This is a genomic window from Streptomyces sp. NPDC059906 (assembly GCF_042730645.1).
Taxonomy (GTDB): Bacteria; Actinomycetota; Actinomycetes; order Streptomycetales; family Streptomycetaceae; genus Streptomyces; species Streptomyces rubrogriseus.
This window is the reverse complement of record NZ_JBHWKU010000014.1, coordinates 162,127-179,552: the sequence shown is the minus strand read 5'-3', so window position 1 is coordinate 179,552 and position 17,426 is coordinate 162,127. Positions and strand designations below refer to the sequence as shown.

Sequence of the window (17,426 nt, the reverse complement as noted above, 5' to 3'; positions counted from 1 at the left end):
GTCCGCAGTCGCGGCCGGGGCCCTCCGTCGTGCGCGCTCCCCGTGCGTGTTCCCCCCTGCGCGCGCCCCCGGTGGCGTGCCGCGGCCGGGCCGGTGACGCTGGGACGGCACCGGTGAGAAGGAGCCGTCCCCATGCGCAAGTCGTCGTGCACCGTCGTCGCGGCCCTGGCCCTGTCGGTCCTGGGCGCCGCCGGAGCGCAGGCCTCGGTGCCGCGCGCCCCGAGCGTGGCGAGCGACGTGACGGCGACCGAGTGCCTCCAGGGCGGCGGAGGGATCGTCATCACCGCCGACGGGACCGGGACCGGCTCTCTGACGGCGGTCTGCCGGGGCGGCACCCACGACGGACAGACCATCACCTGAGCCAACCCCCTCCGTTTCCCGCGCCCATGCCTTGAGTCCCGACGGCTGGGTACGCGGTCACGGCCCACCACGGCAGTCGGTACTCGAACACGACCGGGCGCGTGCAGCGGCCCGCCCAGAAACGGAGAAAGGCCGATGAGCGAGGCCAATCCCCTCAAGCGAGTAGCCCGCAAGGTGACCGAGGGCCTGCACGGCGAGGCCGGCGGGCCGCCGGACGGGATCCCCGGCAGGCCCGGCCCCGAGTCGCCCTCCGTCGCCGAGCCCACCGAGCCCCGCGAGCCGCTGCCCCCGAAGCCGGACCAGACCGGCCCGGACACCGTGTCCCCGACCGGTCAGCCCACGGGCGCCGACCAGGCCCGGGTGGCGCAGTCCGGCAGCTACCTGACGAACGCTCAGGGGACCCGGCTGTACGACACCGACCACTCGCTGAAGGCCGGGCCGCGCGGCCCGGTGCTGCTCCAGGACCATCACCTGCGCGAGAAGGTCATGCACTTCGACCACGAGCGCATCCCGGAGCGCGTGGTCCACGCGCGGGGCGCGGGCGCGCACGGGGTGTTCCAGAGCTACGGCACGGCGGCCTCGGTGACCAAGGCCGGGTTCCTGGCCGCGGACGTGGAGACGCCGGTGTTCACCCGGTTCTCCACGGTGGTCGGCTCGCGCGGTTCGTCGGACACGGTGCGGGACACCCGCGGGTTCGCGACGAAGTTCTACACCAGTGAGGGCGTCTTCGACCTGGTCGGCAACAACATCCCGGTCTTCTTCATCCAGGACGCCATCAAGTTCCCGGACGTCGTGCACGCCGCGAAGCCGCACCCCGACCGGGAGATCCCGCAGGCGCAGAGCGCCCACGACACCTTCTGGGACTTCGTCTCGCTGCACACCGAGGCGACCCACCACACCATCTTCTTCATGGGCGACCGGGGGATCCCGCGCTCCTTCCGGATGATGGAGGGCTTCGGCGTCCACACCTTCCGGCTGGTGAACGCCGAGGGCGCCACGACGCTGGTGAAGTTCCACTGGAAGCCCAGGCTGGGCGTGCACTCGCTGGTCTGGGACGAGGCGCAGATCGTCAACGGCGTCGACCCGGACTTCCACCGCCGGGACCTCGCCGACGCCATCGAGGCGGGCGCGTACCCGCAGTGGGAGCTGGGCATCCAGACCTTCCCCGACCATCCGGAGCAGACCTTCGAGGGCATCGACCTGCTGGACCCGACCAACCTGGTGCCGGAGGAGCTGGCGCCGGTGCAGCCGGTCGGGCTGCTGACCCTGAACCGCAACCCGTCGAACTTCTTCGCCGAGACCGAGCAGGTCGCCTTCCACGTCGGTCACCTGGTGCCCGGTATCGACGTCACCGACGACCCGCTGCTCGCGGGACGGCTGTTCTCGTACCTGGACACGCAGATCACGCGTCTGGGCGGCCCCAACTTCCCGCAGATGCCGATCAACCGGCCGCAGGCGCCGGTCAACGACATGCTGCGCGACGGCATGCACCAGAGCGCCGTGCACCGGGGCGTGGCCCCCTACCGGCCCAACTCCCTGGACGGCGGCTGCCCGTTCACCGCGGGTGCGGACACCGGCGCGTTCGTCGAGGCGCCGGTGCGGGTGCCGGAGGGGAACAAGGTCCGCGAGGCACCCGAGTCGTTCGCGGACCACTTCAGTCAGCCGCGCCGCTTCTGGCTGAGCATGAGCCCGGTGGAGCGCGAGCACATCGTCGGCGCCTACACCTTCGAGCTGGGCAAGTGCTACGAGCAGGCGATCCGGGAGCGCACGCTCCAGGTCCTGGCCAACATCGACCCCGAGCTGTGCGCGGGTGTCGCGGAGGGTCTCGGCCTGCCCGCCCCGGGACCGACGGTGCCGCTGGCCGAGGTCGAGCCCAGCCCGGCGCTGTCCCAGGTGGGCGGTACCTGGCCGCTGGACGGCAGGGTCGTCGGCATCGTGACCGGCGGAGCGGACCTGGAGGGTGTGGGCGCGGTGCGGGAGGCCGTGCTGAACGCCGGGATGGTGCCGCTGATCGTGGCGCCGACCGGCGGCACCCTCGGCTCGGGCGACGCCGCGCTGACCGTGCAGCGCAGCTACGTCACCGCCCGGTCGGTCGAGTTCGACGCCGTACTGGTCGCGGGGACGCCCGACATGGGCGGGGACGCCTACACCCCGCGGGACTACAAGGCGGGCCCGGCGCCCGCGGGGCCGGGGACGGTCGACCCGCGGGTCAGCCTGCTGCTGTCGGAGGCGTTCCGGCACGGCAAGGCGATCGGCGTCTGGGCCGGTGGCACGCCGGCGCTGGAGGCGTCGGGGGTGCCCGCCGACGCTCCGGGTGTGATCGTCGCCGACTCCGGCACCGCCGCCCTGGAACAGGTGACGGAGCTGATGGGCTCGCACCGGGTGTGGGAACGCTTCACCACCCCGCGGGGCTGAACCGACGGGCCGTGGGGCCGGGCGCCGGTGCGGGCGTCCGGCCCCGCGGTGGGTTCAGCACAGCACGCGCAGCGCTCCGGGCAGCACCTTCGCGGTGACGGGTACGACGGCCTCGACCTCGCCGTCGGCGCCGTAGGGTATCGCCCGGTCCGCCTCGATGCGGACCTCCCGGCCGCGCAGGACGCGTACTTGGGGCCGGTGGACGTGGGCGCCCGTGGAGAGTTCGTTCATCAGGGCGAAGAACAGCCGCCGCGGGGCGTCGTGGATCATCACCACGTCCAGCAGGCCGTCGTCCACCCGGGCGGAGGGGGCGACGAGGCGGTTGAAGCCGTAGTAGCCGGAGTTGGCGGCCACCACCGTGTAGCCGCTGAAGGCGTGCTCCTCGCCGTCGACCGTGACCCGGTAGCCCGCCGCACGCCAGCCCGCCACGGCCCGCACCGCTCCCGCGTAGTAGGAGGCGGCGCCGCGCAGCAGCCGCGCGTGGTTGGCGTGCCGGTTGGCGAGCGCGTCGACACCGGCGTACACGCTGCCGAGGACGACGGTGCGGTCGTGGACGGCGGAGGTGACCTCGACGGTGTCGACGGGGCGGGGTTCGCCGTGCAGCAGCACCTCGGCCAGTCCGGCCGGTTCCGTGGGCAGCTCCAGGGCACGGGCGAAGTCGTTGCCGCGCCCGGCCGGGACCAGCCCGAGCACGGTGCCGGTGCCGCTGAGGGCGCCGCCGATGCCGCCCGCCATGCCGTCACCGCCGACGGCGAGCACCACCCGGCCCGACTCCCCGGCCCGCCGGGCGAGTTCGCGGGCGTGGGCGAGGCTGTGGCTGTACTCGGTCTCCAGCCCGGCCCCCGCCTCCCGCAGCAGGCGGGCCACCCCGAGGAGCGCGGCGGCCGAGGTGGCGCCGCCCGCGGTGGGGTTGACGACGGCGGTGAACTGTCGCATCGATGTGCCTCCGGGCTGACGGGTGGTGCCGGACTGTTGTCTCACGGGGTGGGAGCGTGCCGTTGGGCGGGGTCAGTCGGCCGGCAGCAGGACGCCCGGGCTGAGCAGTCCGGCGGGGTCCAGGCTCCGCTTGACGGCGCGCAGGGCCTCGACGCCGAGGGGGCCCGCCTCCCGGACGTACCAGTCGCGGTGGTCGGTGCCCACCGCGTGGTGGTGGGTGATGGTGCCGCCCGCGGCGAGGATGGCGTCGTTGGCGGCGTGCTTGGCCCGGGTCCAGTGCGCCACGGCGTCCTCGCCCTGCGCGGAGACGACCGTGAAGTACAGCGAGGCGCCGTTCTCGTAGACGTGCGAGATGTGGCACATGACCAGGGGCGGGGTGCCGGACTCGGTGAGGGTGGCGGTGAGCGCCTCGCGGACGGCGGCGTACAGGGCGGGGAGGCGGGACCAGAGGGCCGCCGTCTCCAGGGTCTCGGCGAGCGCCCCGGCGTCGAGCAGGGAGTCGCGCAGGTACGGCGCCGAGTAGCGGCCGTGGGCCCAGCGCTCCCCCGGCTCCTCCCCCGCGAAGGTGCCGCCGCTCTCGCGCAGGACGCCGGCGGCGCCCTCGCGGCGGTGCGCGGTGTCCTCCTCGGTGCCCTCGAAGCCGACGACCGCCAGGCATCCGGCGTCCCGGCGCTCCAGGGAGGCGCCGATGGCGTCGGGCTGGGCGAGGCCGATGAGGGTCTCGGTCTCGTCGGACAGCCGCAGCACCGTGGGGCGCGGGCCGTCCTGGGCGAGGCGGCGCAGGGCGGCGGCGCCCTCGTCGAAGGTGGCGAAGCGCCAGCCCTCGTAGCGGCGGGCCTCCGGCACGGGCCGCACGCGCACGGTGACGGAGGTGATGACGCCGAAGGCGCCCTCCGAGCCCAGGACGAGCTGGCGCAGGTCGGGTCCGGCGGCCGAGCGCGGGGCGCGGCCGGTGTCGAGCGTCCCTCGGGGGGTGGCGAGGGTGAGGCCGAGGACCATCTCGTCGAAGCGGCCGTAGCCTGCGGAGGCCTGTCCGCTGGAGCGGGTCGCGGCGAAGCCGCCGACGGTGGCCCACTCGTAGGACTGGGGGAAGTGGCCGAGGGTGTACCCGTGCTCGGCCAGCAGCGCCTCGGCCTCGGGGGCGCGCAGGCCGGGCTGGAGGGTCGCGGTGCGGGAGACCTCGTCGAGGTCGAGCAGGCGGTTCATGCGGGCGAGGTCGAGGGCGACGAACGCGCCCTCGCGGCCGGGGGCGAGGCCGCCGACGACGGAGGTGCCGCCGCCGAAGGGGACGAGGGCCAGGCCGTGTTCCGCGCAGGCGGCCAGCACGGCGAGCACCTCGTCGTGGCCGGCCGGGAGGACGACGGCGGCCGGGGTGTCGGTGACGTCGCCGGCGCGCATCCGCAGCAGGTCGGGGGTGGACTTGCCGCGGGTGTGCCGGATGCGGCTCTCCGCGTCCGTGCGCACGTCCCGCGCGCGCTGTCCGACGGCGGCCTCCAGCGCGCGGCGGGCGTCCGCGTCCAGCGGCGACTCGGGTACGTCGATCTCCTTCAGCGGGAGGGGGGCGGCGGCGCGGGGGGTGACGCCGAGCAGCTCGCGCAGCAGCCCGGTCACCGTGTCGGGCAGCGGCGTCGCCCTGGCCGGGTCGCCCCAGCCGTTCCACAGCATGTCCATTGCCTGTCGTCCTCACGGTCGCTTCGGGGGATGCCGTCCGCACCGCCCCGCTGGGCGTTACACTGTTACACATGACGCCCAACCGTCACAACCATGCGACCAGGCAGACCCCCTCCGACAGCGACACGGTGCTGGACGCCGTGCGCGACTGCGTGCTGGCCGTCGGGGTGCGGCGCACGACGATGACCGACGTCGCCCGCCGGGCCGGCGTCTCCCGGATGACGCTGTACCGGCGCTGGCCGGACGTGCGGTCCCTGGTCGGCGACCTGATGACCCGCGAGTGGATCGCGGTGGCCACCGGCGCCATCCCCGAACCCGGGCAGGACACCGGCATCCGCGCGCGGATGGTGGAGGGCCTGGTGGCGGGGGTGGAGGCGTTCCGCGCCCATCCCCTCTTCCGCAAGATCGTCGACGTCGATCCGGAGCTGCTCCTGCCCTACGTCCTCGACCGGCGCGGGGCGAGCCAGGAGGCCCTGCTGGAACTGCTGGCCGACTCACTGGAGGAGGGCCACGCCGACGGGTCGGTCCGCCGGTCGCACACCGGACGGCAGGCACGGTCGGTGCTGCTGGTGGTGCAGTCCTTCGCCCTGTCGCTGCGGACCATGGCCGACGAGGACGACGCCGAGCTGACCCCCGCCGCCCTGCTCGCGGAGCTGCGCACCATCCTGGAGAGGACCCTCGCACCATGAGCCCCACCAGCCGCCCCGCCACCGGGGCCTCCCTGTCCGCCGCACGGCGCTCGCGCGAGGTGGCCGACACGGTCGGCGGCCCCGTGGTGGACGTCCTGGTCGTCGGTCTCGGCGCGACCGGTGCCGGTGCCGCGCTGGACGCCGCCGCCCGGGGACTGAGCGTCGTCGCCGTGGACGCCCACGACCTGGCCTTCGGCACCTCCCGCTGGAGCTCCAAGCTCATCCACGGCGGACTGCGCTACCTCGCCTCCGGCCAGCTCGACGTCGCGCACGAGAGCGCGGTGGAACGCGGGGTGCTGATGGAGCGCACGGCGCCCCACCTGGTGCGCGCCCAGCCGTTCGTCCTGCCGCTCACCCCGCTGGTCTCCCGCGGCCAGGGCGCGCTGGCGTGGGCCGGTTTCCGGGCCGGGGACACCCTGCGTCTCGCGGCGCGCACCGCGCGGGCCACCCTGCCCGCGCCGCGCCGGCTGTCCGCGGTGGAGACCCGTCACCTCGCACCGGCGCTGCGCTCCGACCGGCTGCGCGGCGGACTGCTCTCCTGGGACGGCAGGCTCACCGACGACGCCCGGCTGGTCACCGCGCTCGCCCGGACCGCGGCGGCCCGCGGGGCGCGGATCCTGACCCGGGTCAGGGCACTGGAGCTGACCGGGTCCGGCGCCCGGGTCCGCGACGAGACGACCGGCGAGGAGGGGGTGATCCGCGCCCGCGCGGTGGTCAACGCCTCTGGCGTGTGGGCCGGCGACCTCGTGGACGGCATCCGGATCCGCCCCTCCCGCGGCACGCATCTCGTCCTGCGCTCCGACCGCCTCGGCCCGCTCCCGGCCGGCCTGCACGTGCCGATCCCCGGCGAGAGCAACCGCTTCGTCCTCGTCCTGCCCCAGGACGACGGCCGCGTCTACGTCGGCCTCACCGACGAGCCGGTGGACGGGGACGTCCCGGACGTGCCGGAGGTCCCGGAGACCGACGTCGGCTTCCTGCTCGACGTGCTCGGTTCGGTGCTCGACGTGCCGGTCCACCGCGAGGACGTGGTGGGCGCCTTCGCGGGCCTGCGCCCCCTGCTCGACACCGCCCCGTCGAACCGGCCCGGCACCGCGCCCCGGACGGCGGACGTCTCGCGCCGGCACGCCGTGCTGACCTCGTCCGAGGGTGTGATCACCGTGGTCGGCGGCAAGCTCACCACGTACCGGCGGATGGCCGAGGACGCCGTGGACGCCGCCGTCGCCGCCCGGGGCCTCGCCGCGGGGCCGTCCCCCACCGCCGCGCTGCCCCTGGTCGGCGCCGCCGCCCCGCACGCCCTGGCCGGGGTCCGGGCGCCGCGCCGCCTGGTGCGGCACTACGGCACCGAGGCCCCGGCGGTCCAGGCCCTCGCCTCCCGGGAGCCCCGGCTCGCCGAGCGCGTACTGCCGGGCCACCCCGTCACCGGCGCGGAACTGGTGTGGGCCCTGCGCCACGAGGGCGCCCTCGACGAGGCCGACCTGCTCGACCGGCGCACCCGTATCGGGCTGGTCCCCGAGGACCGCGCGGCGGCCCTGGACGCCGTACGTGATCTCGTCGGCGAGGTCACGGCGGACCTGCGCTGACGGCGGCGAGGTCCGGAACAAGGACGGTGGGACCGTCCGCACGGCAGCGGCCTGGGGCGACGGCCCGATACGCACCACACGCGGGCCGTCGGCCGAGCAGCGCCGGCCGGGCCACGGGCGACCGCAGCGGACACCGAACAGGACCCGCCCGGACCGGGCGAAATCGTCCGAGCCCGGGCCGGGTCCGGCCGGGCGGCGCCGCCGGTGACCGGAAGGGCTGCGGCCCGGCCGGTCAGGTCTTGCGGTCGCCGTCCTGGACGGCCTTGCGAAGCTTCGCCTCGATCTTGTGCCGGGACTGGCCTCCCTCCTTGACGTACTCCGCCATCGCGGTCCGCGCGTCCCGGTCCAGGTCGCGCCAGGCCCGTACGGCGGTCTCGTAGGTGTCCGACTGCCTCGGGGTCCACTGATGCTGCGTGGGAGGCCCGTACGAGTCGCGCAGCTCCTCGACCCGGTGCTGTGCCAGGTCCGCCGCGCGGCGCTTGTGCACGAGCTCCTCGAATGTGTGTGCCACCACACCTCCGACCGTAGTCAGCGGAACGCCGTCGCGCGCGCCGAGCCCGGCGGGCCGGGTCCGGCCGGTGCGTTCCGATCCGCACGAGTGGGCCACGCGGACCGCGAAGGGCCTTAACATCAAGCCACCCGACGACGGCCGGGCACATGCGGCACACGCGAGAAGTGAGGGCAGTGTGGCGGAGATCGAGGGAGCGGCGGTACCGGAGCGGCTGCTGATCACCCGTACCACCACGGGCGACGGCGTCTGCCTCGTGATCCTCGCCGGAGAGGTCGATCTCGACGGCAGCGGCCAGCTGCGCGACGTCCTGCTGTCGTCGGTGGAGTCCGCGCCGGGCACGGTGGTGGACTTCGGCGAGGTGGGGTTCCTGGACTCCAGCGGCATCAACGTCCTCATCTCCGCGCACCGGGCCGCCGAGTCCCGCGGCGTCTTCTTCCGGCTGGCCGCACCGCGCGACGCCGTCGAACGCGTGCTGCGGCTGGTGGGCGTCGACGCGCTCATCCCCTGCTACCCGAGTGTGGAACAGGCCCTGACCGCCTGAGGCGCGGGTCAGACCAGCGGCAGGCGCGCGTACACCGTCTTCCCGGTCGCGTGCGGCTTGGTGATGACCTCGCCGCACAGCCGCGTCACTATCTCCAGCCCGTGCCGGCCGACCCGCACGGGGTCACGGGGCAGGAAGGTGGGGAAGGCCTCCGCCGTGTCCGACACCGCGATCTCCACCCGGTCGTCAACCAGGGTCAGCTCCAGCCGGCAGGGGCCGGGGGCGTGCCGCAGCGCGTTCGTCACCAGCTCGCTCGCGACCAGACGGGCGGCGTCCAGGAAGGCGTCCGTCAGGTCCAGGCCCCGCTCGGAGAGTCGCGTGACGAAGCCGTGCACGACGTCCCTGGAGGCGGGGATCATCGCCGATCCGCCCCTGAACTCCACCACCGCGGACACGACGGAGGTGTCCGCGGTGTCGGGTCCGTGCGCCGGAGTCATACCGAGCCTCACCGTCCGGTCCGGGGCCGAGTGGCGGGAGCGGGGGCCCCGGCACTCACGATACGCACCGGGACACTGCCCACGATCCCTTTGCCCCAACTTCCGCCGGACGCGCCGCTTTTTGCACGGATCCGGCCGACCGCGCCCATGTCCGGCGGAAGGTCGGGCGCGAGGTCGGACGGACGCCCGGGTCAGGAAGCGGTACAGGCGCCGACCGTGGGCGCGGCGTCGCTGCCGTTCTTCGCCGCGGTGAACCCGAAACTGGTCGACGCGCCGGCCGCCAGGGTGCCGTTCCAACTCGGCCGCACCGTCATCACGTTGCCGCTCCAGGTGGGCGTGCCGTTCCAGAGCGAGGAGACGGACTGCTGGGCCGGCAGCGTGAGAGTCGCGGTCCAGGAGCCGATCGGCTCGGCGCCCGCGGTGATGGTGACCTGGCCGTTGTAGCCGCTGCTCCAGTCCGCGGTCCTGGTGTACGTGGCCGTGCAGCTCGCGCCGTCACCAGGGTCTCCGGGGTCTCCGGGGTCTCCGGGATCGCCCGAGCCGCCGAGGGCGGACAGGACGGCGCCGTAGGCCGGCTTCTCGTTGTAGTCGCCGTCGAACAGCAGCGGGGTGCCGCCGCTGCGCCACGAGTACTTGTCGGTGACGCCCCAGACCGTCATGCCGGTGCAGCGGCTGACCGCGAGGCAGGCCTCCACCACCTTGGTGTAGTTGGCGGCCTGGGCGGAGCCGGAGCCCTCGATGTCCAGCTCGGTGATCTGCACGTCCACGCCGAGGTCGGCGAAGCGCTGGAGGTTCTGCCGGTAGTCGGACGGGACCGGCGAGTTGCTGTTGAAGTGGGACTGGAAGCCGACGCAGTCGATGGGCACGCCGCGGGACTTGAAGTCCTTGACCATGTTGTAGACGGCGTTGCTCTTCGCGTTGACGCCGTCGGTGTTGTAGTCGTTGTAGCAGAGCTTGGCGGCCGGGTCGGCGGCGCGGGCGGTGCGGAACGCCTCCTCGATGAAGCCGTCGCCCAGCTTGTCCTGGAAGGGCGAGCTGCGCCGGGCGCCGCTGCCGCCGTCCTGGAACGCCTCGTTGACGACGTCCCAGCTGTGGATCTCCCCCTTGTAGTGGCCCATCAGGCCGTTGATGTGGGCGTTCATCGCGGTGCGCAGGTCGGAGGCGCCCAGCGGGCTCACCCAGGAGGGCAGTTGGGAGTGCCAGACCAGGGTGTGGCCGCGCACGTCCATGCCCCGGCTCTGCGCGTGGTCGACGATCCGGTCGGCGGAGGTGAAGGTGAAGCTGCCGCGGCTGGGCTCGGTGGCGTCCCACTTCATCTCGTTCTCGGGCGTCACCGAGCCGAACTCCCGGTCCAGCGTGGCGGCGTAGTCGCTCTCGCCGAGGTGGCTCGCCGCGACGGCGGTGCCGAAGTAGCGGCCCTGTCCGGCGGCCGCGGACCCGAGCGTGTCGGCGGCTTCGGCGGAGTGGGCCGCGGCGGTCAGCGCGGCGGCGGCCACGAGACCGGCGGTGGCCGCTCTCGACAGACGTCTGACGATCATGCTCATGTCATCCCGTTCCCTGAATCGGTGTGCGGAGGCCGTTCGGAAGGGCGGAAGCCGCCGAACTTCACCCGGAGGGGTCGAAAGTTTCGGAGCGATTTCCGAATGTCGCGGAGGAGATTACGGACTCCGGTCCGCCGGGTCAACGCCCCGTCACCGGCGGGTCACGGTCACCCGTGCGGCCCGACCGCGTGCGCGACGCTCGGCCGGGGCGCATTCTTGCTGTGTCGCCCGCGCGGCGGCGCACGGACGAGGTGGGGCCGATGAGTACGGGCGCCGAGAACACCGAGAACACCGGCCGGATGCCGGGACGGCTGACCGCGCTGCTGATCGACGCGTCCACCCGGGCGATCGGCGCGGCCGGCGGCCGGGTGGGCGGTGTGTACCTGCGCTCTCCCACGCCCGGCCTGCTGCGGCTGGCCGTCCTCGCCGGACTGCCCGGGCCGCTCTTCCGCCCCTGGTGGCGCCTGCACGCCGACAGTCCGTTCCCGGTCGCCGACGCCTACCGGCTGGGCGTGCGCGTGGTGCTGCCCAACGCCGCGGAGACGATGCGCCGCTACCCGCAGTTCGCCGCCGGTCTCCCCTTCCCCTTCGGGTCCCTGTACGTGCCCGTCGCCGGAGCGAGCCGGACCTACGGCGTGCTGACCGTCCTGCGTCCGCCCGCCCAGGACGCCGCCGACGTGCTGGAGGCCGCGGACCTCGTGGCCGGACTGGCCCAGGACCTGGGCGCGGCCCTGGAGCGGCTGGACGCCGACCGTGACACCCCGCCGGTCACCTGGGAGGGCGAGCCGCTGTGCGTACGGCCGCCCGCCTCGGGACGGCACCCGCAGCACGCCGGAAGTTTCGGCTGGGACCCGGACACCGGCGCCGTCACCCTCGACGAGCCCCTCTGCGTCCTGCTCGGCCTCCCGTCGAGTGCGGCCGGGACCCCGGCGGCCCTCGGGACGATCACCGGGTTACTGGCCCCGGACGACGGCCACCGGATCACCGCGGCGCTGCGGGACACGGCCGCGGGCCGGCCGCCCCGGCTGCCCCTGTACGTGCGCACGGCGGAGGGTTCACTGCGCCTGGTGGAGCTGTGGCGGCCGCGGTCCGCACCGCCCGGCGGCGGGCCGGTGCGCGGCACCGTGCGCGATCCCTTCGCCGGCACCGTGGCCGATGCCGCGGCCGACCTGCTGCCGGAGGGCGTCTGCTGCGTGGACCGCCTGGGCACCGTCGTCTACGCCAACCCCCGCGCCGTCCGGCTGCTGGGCAGGCCACGGGCGAGGCTCCTCGGCCGTTCCCTGTGGGAGGCCGTCCCCTGGCTGGACCAGGCCGCCTACGAGGACCACCTGCGCGGTGCCCTGCTCTCCCCGGAACCGGTCCGCTTCCACATCCGGCGCCCGCCCGACGCGAGCCGCCGCGCGGCGCCCCGGCCCTACGAGGGCGACTGGCTCGCCGTCAGCGTGTATCCGGGGCCGGACTTCCTCACCGTCACACTCCGCCCGGCCAACCGGGTGGCCGAGGCGTCCGCCGGTCTCACGCCCGAGCACGGCGCGCCCGAGGACGCACCCGGGCCCGAGGCCGGTGATCCGGCCCCGCCGGTCACCACGACGGCACCGGAGTACCGCCCCATCGTCCTGGCCGTGGCCCTGACCGAGGCGGTCACCGCCCGCCAGGTGTCCGAGGTGGTCGTGCGGGAGCTGCTGTCGGCGTTCGGCGGCCGCCGGCTCGCCATCTACCTGCTCCAGGACCGTCATCTGCACCTGGCGTGGGAGACGGGGTTCCCGCCCGGTTTCCTCGCGCCCTTCGAAGGGGTGCCGCTGGACGCCCGGCTGCCCGGGGTGGAGACGCTGACCAGCGGCCGCCCGCTGTTCTTCGACTCGATGCGGGCGCTGGCCTCCGCGTACCCGGGCATCCCGCTGGACGCCGCGGAGGGCGCCCGCGCCTTCCTGCCGCTGATCGCCTCCGGTCGCCCGGTCGGCTCCTGCATCCTCGGCTTCGAACGTTCCCGGGGCTTCAGCACCGAGGAGCGCACGGTGCTCACCGCCCTCGCCGGGCTCATCGCGCACGCCATGGAGAAGGCCCGGCGCTACGAGTCCGAGACCGCGCTCGCCCGCGGACTGCAGGAGGTGCTGCTGCCCCGGCGGCTGCCCGCGCATCCGCTGCTGGAGACCGCGGGCCGCTATCTGCCCGGCACCCAGGGCCTGGACGTGGGCGGGGACTGGTACGACGTGGTGGCCTCGGGCGACGGCATGGCGCTGGTCATCGGGGACGTGCAGGGCCACGGCGTGCAGGCGGCGGCGACCATGGGGCAACTGCGCAGCGCCGTACGCGCCTTCGCCCTCGGCGGCCGGCCGCCCGACGAGGTGATGAGCGGCGTCGACCACCTGCTGGCCGACCTGGACCCGGGGCTGTTCGCCAGCTGCTGCTACATCCGGCTCGACCCGGCCACCGGACGGGCCTGCGCGGCCCGCGCGGGGCACCCGCCGCCGTTGCTGCGCCACCCGGACGGACGCACCGAGACGCTCGACCTGCCGGGCGGGGTGGTGCTCGGGGTGGACCCGGGCGCGCCCTATCCGCTGACCGAGTTCGCCGTCGAGCCCGGCGCCGTCCTCGCCCTGTACACGGACGGCCTCGTGGAGCGGCCCGGCACCGACATCGACGAGGGGATCACCGCGCTGCGCCTGGCGCTGGCCAGGGCCGGGGCGCCCGCAGCGCGGCCGGGGAGCCGTTCGCTCGCGGGCGTCGCGGACCGGATCGTCGTCTCCGCCCGCCACACCGCGGACCGTCCCGACGACATCGCCCTGCTGCTCGCCACCCGCCGCGCCCGCCCCGGGAGCCCCCGGTGAGGACGGCCGTACGCGACCCGGAGACCGAGGGCCCGGACGCCCCCGGTTCCCGTCCGGCGGGCTCCCGCGTCACGGGGAGTGCCCCTCGCCTCTGCGGGCCCGGCAGTGTAGACATGGGCACATGGTCCGACTGATGGGTCGATCGGGAGAACGGTCACCCCGTCGTCCCGGCGGCCCGCACGCCCGACACCGGCAGGACGCGGACCGGTCACGGCGGGGAGGGAACGCGAGGCGGCCTGCCTCGGCACTGCGCTCGGCGCTGTCCGGACGCAGTGTGGCCGGCCAGGTCTTCGTGATGAACGTGGTCATCGTGCTGCTGCTGGTGGTGGCCGCGGCCGTCGCGCTGGTGCTCCAGGTGCGGCACGACAGCACCGTGGAGGCCCGCAACCGCTCCGTCTCGGTGGCCGAGACCTTCGCCAACTCCCCCGGCATCCTCCAGGCGCTGCGCGGCCCCGACCCCACGGCGGTGCTCCAGCCCCGCGCCGAGGCGGTGCGCAAGGCGACGGACGTGGACTTCGTGGTGGTCACCAACGACGAGGGGATCCGCTACACCCATCCCAAGCCGGACCGCATCGGCAAGAAGTTCGTCGGGAACATCGCCCCCGCGCTGGCCGGGAGGACGGTGACCGAGGAGATCGAGGGCACGATCGGCCCGCTGGTGCAGGCCATCGCGCCCGTCGAGGACCCCGACGGCAGGGTCGTGGGTCTGGTCTCGGCGGGCATCACGACCGAGAACGTGGGCGGGGTGGCCGACCGCCAGCTGCCCCTGGTGCTGAGCGCGGCGGCCGTCGGGCTGGCCCTGGCGACGGCGGGCACGGCCCTGGTGAGCCGCCGGCTGCTGCGGCAGACGCACGGCCTGGGGCCGCACGAGATGACCCGGATGTACGAACACCACGACGCCGTCCTGCACAGCGTCCGCGAGGGCGTGCTCATCGTCGGCGCCGAGGGCCGGCTGCTGCTCGCCAACGACGAGGCGCGGCGGCTGCTCGCCCTGCCCCCCGACGCCGAGGGCCGGCACGTCGGCGCGCTGGGGCTGCCGTCCGACCTGGCGGAGCTGCTGGCCTCGGGCCAGGCCGCCACCGACGAGGTGCACCTGGTCAAGAACCGGCTGCTGGCCATCAACCAGCGCCCCACGGACGTACGGGGCGGTCCGGCCGGCAGCGTCGCGACGCTGCGCGACTCCACCGAGCTGCGGGCCCTGTCCGGCCGGGCCGAGACCGCCCGGGAGCGCCTGGACATCCTCTACGCGGCCGGTGTGGGCATCGGGACCAGCCTGGACGTCACCCGCACCGCCGAGGAGCTGGGCGAGCTGGCCGTGCCGCGGTTCGCGGACTACGCCACCGTCGACCTGTTCGACACCGTGCTGGCGGGCGGCCAGCCGGGCGGCGTGACGCCGCTGCGCCGCACCGCGCTCAGCGGGATCACCGAGGAGGTCCCGCTCTATCCGGTGGGCCGGCAGATCCGCTACGTGGACTCGTCCCCGCAGGGCCGCACCCTGGGGACCGGACGGGCCGTCCTGGAACCCCGGCTCGACGAGGCCCCCGGCTGGCAGGCGCAGGACTTCGAGCGCTCCGCGCAGGTGGTGGAGTACGGAGTCCACTCGCTCATCACCGTCCCGCTGCGGGCGGGGACCCTGGTGCTCGGGGTGGTGAGTTTCTGGCGTTCGGTCAAGCCCGAGCCGTTCGACGAGGACGAGCTGGCGCTCGGCGAGGAACTGGTCGCGCGGGCCGCGGTGTCCATCGACAACGCCCGCCGCTACACCCGTGAGCACAGCATGGCGGTGACCCTCCAGCGCAGTCTGCTGCCGCGCAGGCTGCCCGAGCAGAACGCGCTGGACGTCGCCTACCGCTACCTGCCCGCGCAGGCCGGGGTGGGCGGGGACTGGTTCGACGTGCTGCCACTGCCCGGGGCCCGGGTCGCGCTCGTGGTCGGCGACGTCGTCGGGCACGGGCTGCACGCGGCGGCCACCATGGGCCGGCTGCGGACGGCGGTGCACAACTTCACCGCCCTCGACCTGCCGCCCGACGAGCTGCTCGGGCTGCTGGACGAGCTGGTCGGACGGATCGACCAGGACGAGGCGGCCGACGACAGCACCGCCCCGGTGACCGGCGCGACCTGCCTCTACGCGATCTACGACCCGGTCGCCGGCTCCTGCGTGATCGCCCGGGCGGGTCATCCGCCGCCGGCCCTGATCCGGCCGGACGGCACCGTGGAGTTCCCGGAGGTGCCCGCCGGACCCCCGCTGGGCCTGGGCGGCCTCCCGTTCGAGACGACGGAACTGCGGCTGGCCGAGGCCAGCCGGCTGGTGCTGTACACCGACGGGCTGGTCGAGGACCGCGTGCACGACATCGACGTCGGTCTGGAGCAGCTGCGCCGGGCGCTGGAGACGGCGGGCGAGACGCCCGAGGAGACCTGCCGGACCGTCCTGGACGCCCGGCTGCCGGACCGGCCCGGCGACGACATCGCCCTGCTGGTGGCGCGGACCCGGGTGCTGGGCCCGGACCAGGTGGCCGAGTGGGACGTCCCGAACGATCCGGCGGCGGTCGCCGAGGTCCGTTCCCAGGTCACCCGGCGGCTGGCCGAGTGGGGGCTGGACGAGCTGGCGTTCACCACCGAGCTGATCCTGAGCGAGCTGGTCACCAACGCGATCCGGTACGGCGGCGAGACCGTCCACGTCCGGGTGGTGCGCGACCGCAGCCTGATCTGCGAGGTGTTCGACAGCAGCAGCACGTCCCCGCACCTGCGCTACGCGGCGATGACGGACGAGGGCGGGCGCGGGCTGTTCCTGGTCGCGCAGCTCGCCGAGCGCTGGGGCACCCGCTACACGCCGGCCGGCAAGGTCATCTGGGCGGAGCAGCCGGTGCCCTGACGGACGCGGCCCCGGTCACCCCCGCTCCGTACCAGTTTCGTGCACGACGGGTGCCCGGCACGCCCGTCTTCTGGTAGGAAACTTTCCTATCAGTGCCCGGCACTCCCTTCCCCCACTCCCCCACACCCTGGAGATTCCGTGAGGCACCCCTTCCGCGACCCGGCGCGCCCCGCCGGCCCCTCGCGCCGTACCGTGCTCGCCATGGCATGCGCGTCCCTGGCGACAGTCCCCCTGCTCACCCCCTCGCGCGCCGCGGCCGCGTCCGCGCGCGCGGCGGGACTCGACGACCCGGCGAAGAAGGAGATCGCCATGCGACTGGTGTCGAGCGCCGAGAACTCCTCGCTCGACTGGAAGGCCCAGTACCGGTACATCGAGGACATCGGTGACGGCCGCGGCTACACCGCGGGCATCATCGGCTTCTGCTCCGGCACCGGCGACATGCTCGACCTGGTGGAGCTGTACGGCGAGCGCAGCCCCGGGAACGTCCTCGCGCCCTATCTGCCGGCGCTGCGCCGGGTGGACGGCTCCGACTCGCACGAGGGCCTCGACCCCGGCTTCCCGGACGACTGGCGCCGGGCCGCCGACGAGGACCCGGAGTTCCGCCGGGCCCAGGACGACGAGCGGGACCGCGTGTACTTCGACCCGGCCGTACGGCGCGGCAAGGAGGACGGGCTGCGGACGCTGGGGCAGTTCGCGTACTACGACGCGATGGTGATGCACGGCGACGGGGGCGACCTCGGCTTCTCCAGCATCCGCGAGCGGGCCCTCGGCCGGGCCCGCCCGCCGGCCCAGGGCGGTGACGAGGCCGCCTACCTGCACGCCTTCCTCGACGAGCGGGTGTGGGCCATGAAGCAGGAGGAGGCGCACAGCGACACCAGCCGGGTCGACACGGCGCAGCGCGTCTTCCTGAACGAGGGCAACCTGGACCTCGAACCGCCGCTGGACTGGCACGTGTACGGGGACGCCTACCACATCGGCTGACCCGCACCCCGGCCTTCGCCCCCCCGCCGGCGGGCCGGGCAGGACGCGGGCCGCGGAACCGGCCGTA

At 74.6% G+C, this 17,426-nt stretch carries 13 protein-coding genes; 8 read left to right on the top strand and 5 right to left on the bottom strand.

Going from position 1 to position 17,426, the window contains the following annotated elements:
- The first annotated feature begins 132 nt into the window (after window positions 1–132).
- Window positions 133–360, top strand: coding sequence for a hypothetical protein (locus ACFV9J_RS22405; RefSeq protein ID WP_385356591.1), 228 nt, complete (start codon window positions 133–135; stop codon window positions 358–360).
- A gap of 135 nt (window positions 361–495) precedes the next feature.
- On the top strand, window positions 496–2,775 hold the full coding sequence (gene catB, locus ACFV9J_RS22400) for a catalase CatB (protein ID WP_385356590.1): 2,280 nt from the start codon (window positions 496–498) through the stop codon (window positions 2,773–2,775).
- A gap of 54 nt (window positions 2,776–2,829) precedes the next feature.
- Here the strand turns inward: catB and ACFV9J_RS22395 are convergent, their stop codons facing one another.
- Complete coding sequence (locus tag ACFV9J_RS22395) at window positions 2,830–3,711, bottom strand: diacylglycerol kinase family protein (protein ID WP_385356589.1); 882 nt, start codon at window positions 3,709–3,711, stop codon at window positions 2,830–2,832.
- Window positions 3,712–3,783: 72 nt separating this feature from the next.
- Complete coding sequence (locus ACFV9J_RS22390) at window positions 3,784–5,382, bottom strand: FAD-binding oxidoreductase (protein WP_385356588.1); 1,599 nt, start codon at window positions 5,380–5,382, stop codon at window positions 3,784–3,786.
- A 71-nt stretch (window positions 5,383–5,453) separates the two neighbouring features.
- Here ACFV9J_RS22390 and ACFV9J_RS22385 point away from each other — a divergent pair, with 71 nt between their 5' ends.
- Together ACFV9J_RS22385 and ACFV9J_RS22380 are read left to right on the top strand one after the other, a co-directional pair.
- On the top strand, window positions 5,454–6,071 hold the full coding sequence (locus tag ACFV9J_RS22385) for a TetR/AcrR family transcriptional regulator (RefSeq protein ID WP_385356586.1): 618 nt from the start codon (window positions 5,454–5,456) through the stop codon (window positions 6,069–6,071).
- Complete coding sequence (locus ACFV9J_RS22380) at window positions 6,068–7,651, top strand: glycerol-3-phosphate dehydrogenase/oxidase (RefSeq protein WP_385356584.1); 1,584 nt, start codon at window positions 6,068–6,070, stop codon at window positions 7,649–7,651. Before ACFV9J_RS22385 ends, ACFV9J_RS22380 begins: the two co-directional genes overlap by 4 nt.
- A 232-nt stretch (window positions 7,652–7,883) precedes the next feature.
- Here ACFV9J_RS22380 and ACFV9J_RS22375 read toward each other — a convergent pair whose 3' ends face one another.
- Window positions 7,884–8,162 carry a hypothetical protein gene (locus ACFV9J_RS22375; RefSeq protein WP_385356642.1) on the bottom strand — a complete coding sequence of 93 codons (279 nt, stop codon included), beginning with the start codon at window positions 8,160–8,162 and terminating at the stop codon, window positions 7,884–7,886.
- A gap of 175 nt (window positions 8,163–8,337) precedes the next feature.
- Here ACFV9J_RS22375 and ACFV9J_RS22370 point away from each other — a divergent pair, with 175 nt between their 5' ends.
- Window positions 8,338–8,703, top strand: coding sequence for an STAS domain-containing protein (locus tag ACFV9J_RS22370; RefSeq protein WP_385356583.1), 366 nt, complete (start codon window positions 8,338–8,340; stop codon window positions 8,701–8,703).
- 8 nt (window positions 8,704–8,711) lie between these two features.
- Here ACFV9J_RS22370 and ACFV9J_RS22365 read toward each other — a convergent pair whose 3' ends face one another.
- Together ACFV9J_RS22365 and ACFV9J_RS22360 are read right to left on the bottom strand one after the other, a co-directional pair.
- Window positions 8,712–9,140 (bottom strand): ATP-binding protein, encoded by a 429-nt coding sequence (locus ACFV9J_RS22365; RefSeq protein ID WP_016325209.1) that lies wholly within the window; start codon window positions 9,138–9,140, stop codon window positions 8,712–8,714.
- A 191-nt stretch (window positions 9,141–9,331) separates the two neighbouring features.
- Window positions 9,332–10,684: an endo-1,4-beta-xylanase gene (locus ACFV9J_RS22360; protein WP_385356582.1), complete on the bottom strand. Its 1,353-nt coding sequence runs from the start codon at window positions 10,682–10,684 to the stop codon at window positions 9,332–9,334.
- 257 nt (window positions 10,685–10,941) lie between these two features.
- Here ACFV9J_RS22360 and ACFV9J_RS22355 point away from each other — a divergent pair, with 257 nt between their 5' ends.
- The 3 genes from ACFV9J_RS22355 (at window position 10,942) to csnA (ending at window position 17,359) form a co-directional block, all read left to right on the top strand.
- Window positions 10,942–13,509 (top strand): SpoIIE family protein phosphatase, encoded by a 2,568-nt coding sequence (locus ACFV9J_RS22355; protein ID WP_385356581.1) that lies wholly within the window; start codon window positions 10,942–10,944, stop codon window positions 13,507–13,509.
- A 121-nt stretch (window positions 13,510–13,630) separates the two neighbouring features.
- Window positions 13,631–16,378 carry a SpoIIE family protein phosphatase gene (locus ACFV9J_RS22350; RefSeq protein WP_385356580.1) on the top strand — a complete coding sequence of 916 codons (2,748 nt, stop codon included), beginning with the start codon at window positions 13,631–13,633 and terminating at the stop codon, window positions 16,376–16,378.
- A 138-nt stretch (window positions 16,379–16,516) separates the two neighbouring features.
- The gene (gene csnA / locus ACFV9J_RS22345; RefSeq protein ID WP_385356579.1) at window positions 16,517–17,359 is read left to right on the top strand and encodes a chitosanase CsnA; all 843 of its coding nucleotides are present in this window, start codon (window positions 16,517–16,519) and stop codon (window positions 17,357–17,359) included.
- Window positions 17,360–17,426: the final 67 nt, after the last annotated feature.

Excerpts from the sequence above, each read along its gene's own strand:
- catB (WP_385356590.1), top strand. The coding sequence starts at position 496 with ATGAGCGAGGCCAATCCCCTCAAGCGAGTAGCCCGCAAGGTGACCGAG.
- ACFV9J_RS22405 (WP_385356591.1), top strand. The coding sequence starts at position 133 with ATGCGCAAGTCGTCGTGCACCGTCGTCGCGGCCCTGGCCCTGTCGGTC.
- ACFV9J_RS22390 (WP_385356588.1), bottom strand. The coding sequence starts at position 5,382 with ATGGACATGCTGTGGAACGGCTGGGGCGACCCGGCCAGGGCGACGCCG.
- ACFV9J_RS22380 (WP_385356584.1), top strand. The coding sequence starts at position 6,068 with ATGAGCCCCACCAGCCGCCCCGCCACCGGGGCCTCCCTGTCCGCCGCA.
- ACFV9J_RS22395 (WP_385356589.1), bottom strand. The coding sequence starts at position 3,711 with ATGCGACAGTTCACCGCCGTCGTCAACCCCACCGCGGGCGGCGCCACC.
- ACFV9J_RS22360 (WP_385356582.1), bottom strand. The coding sequence starts at position 10,684 with ATGAGCATGATCGTCAGACGTCTGTCGAGAGCGGCCACCGCCGGTCTC.
- ACFV9J_RS22350 (WP_385356580.1), top strand. The coding sequence starts at position 13,631 with ATGGTCCGACTGATGGGTCGATCGGGAGAACGGTCACCCCGTCGTCCC.
- ACFV9J_RS22385 (WP_385356586.1), top strand. The coding sequence starts at position 5,454 with ATGACGCCCAACCGTCACAACCATGCGACCAGGCAGACCCCCTCCGAC.
- ACFV9J_RS22365 (WP_016325209.1), bottom strand. The coding sequence starts at position 9,140 with ATGACTCCGGCGCACGGACCCGACACCGCGGACACCTCCGTCGTGTCC.
- ACFV9J_RS22355 (WP_385356581.1), top strand. The coding sequence starts at position 10,942 with ATGAGTACGGGCGCCGAGAACACCGAGAACACCGGCCGGATGCCGGGA.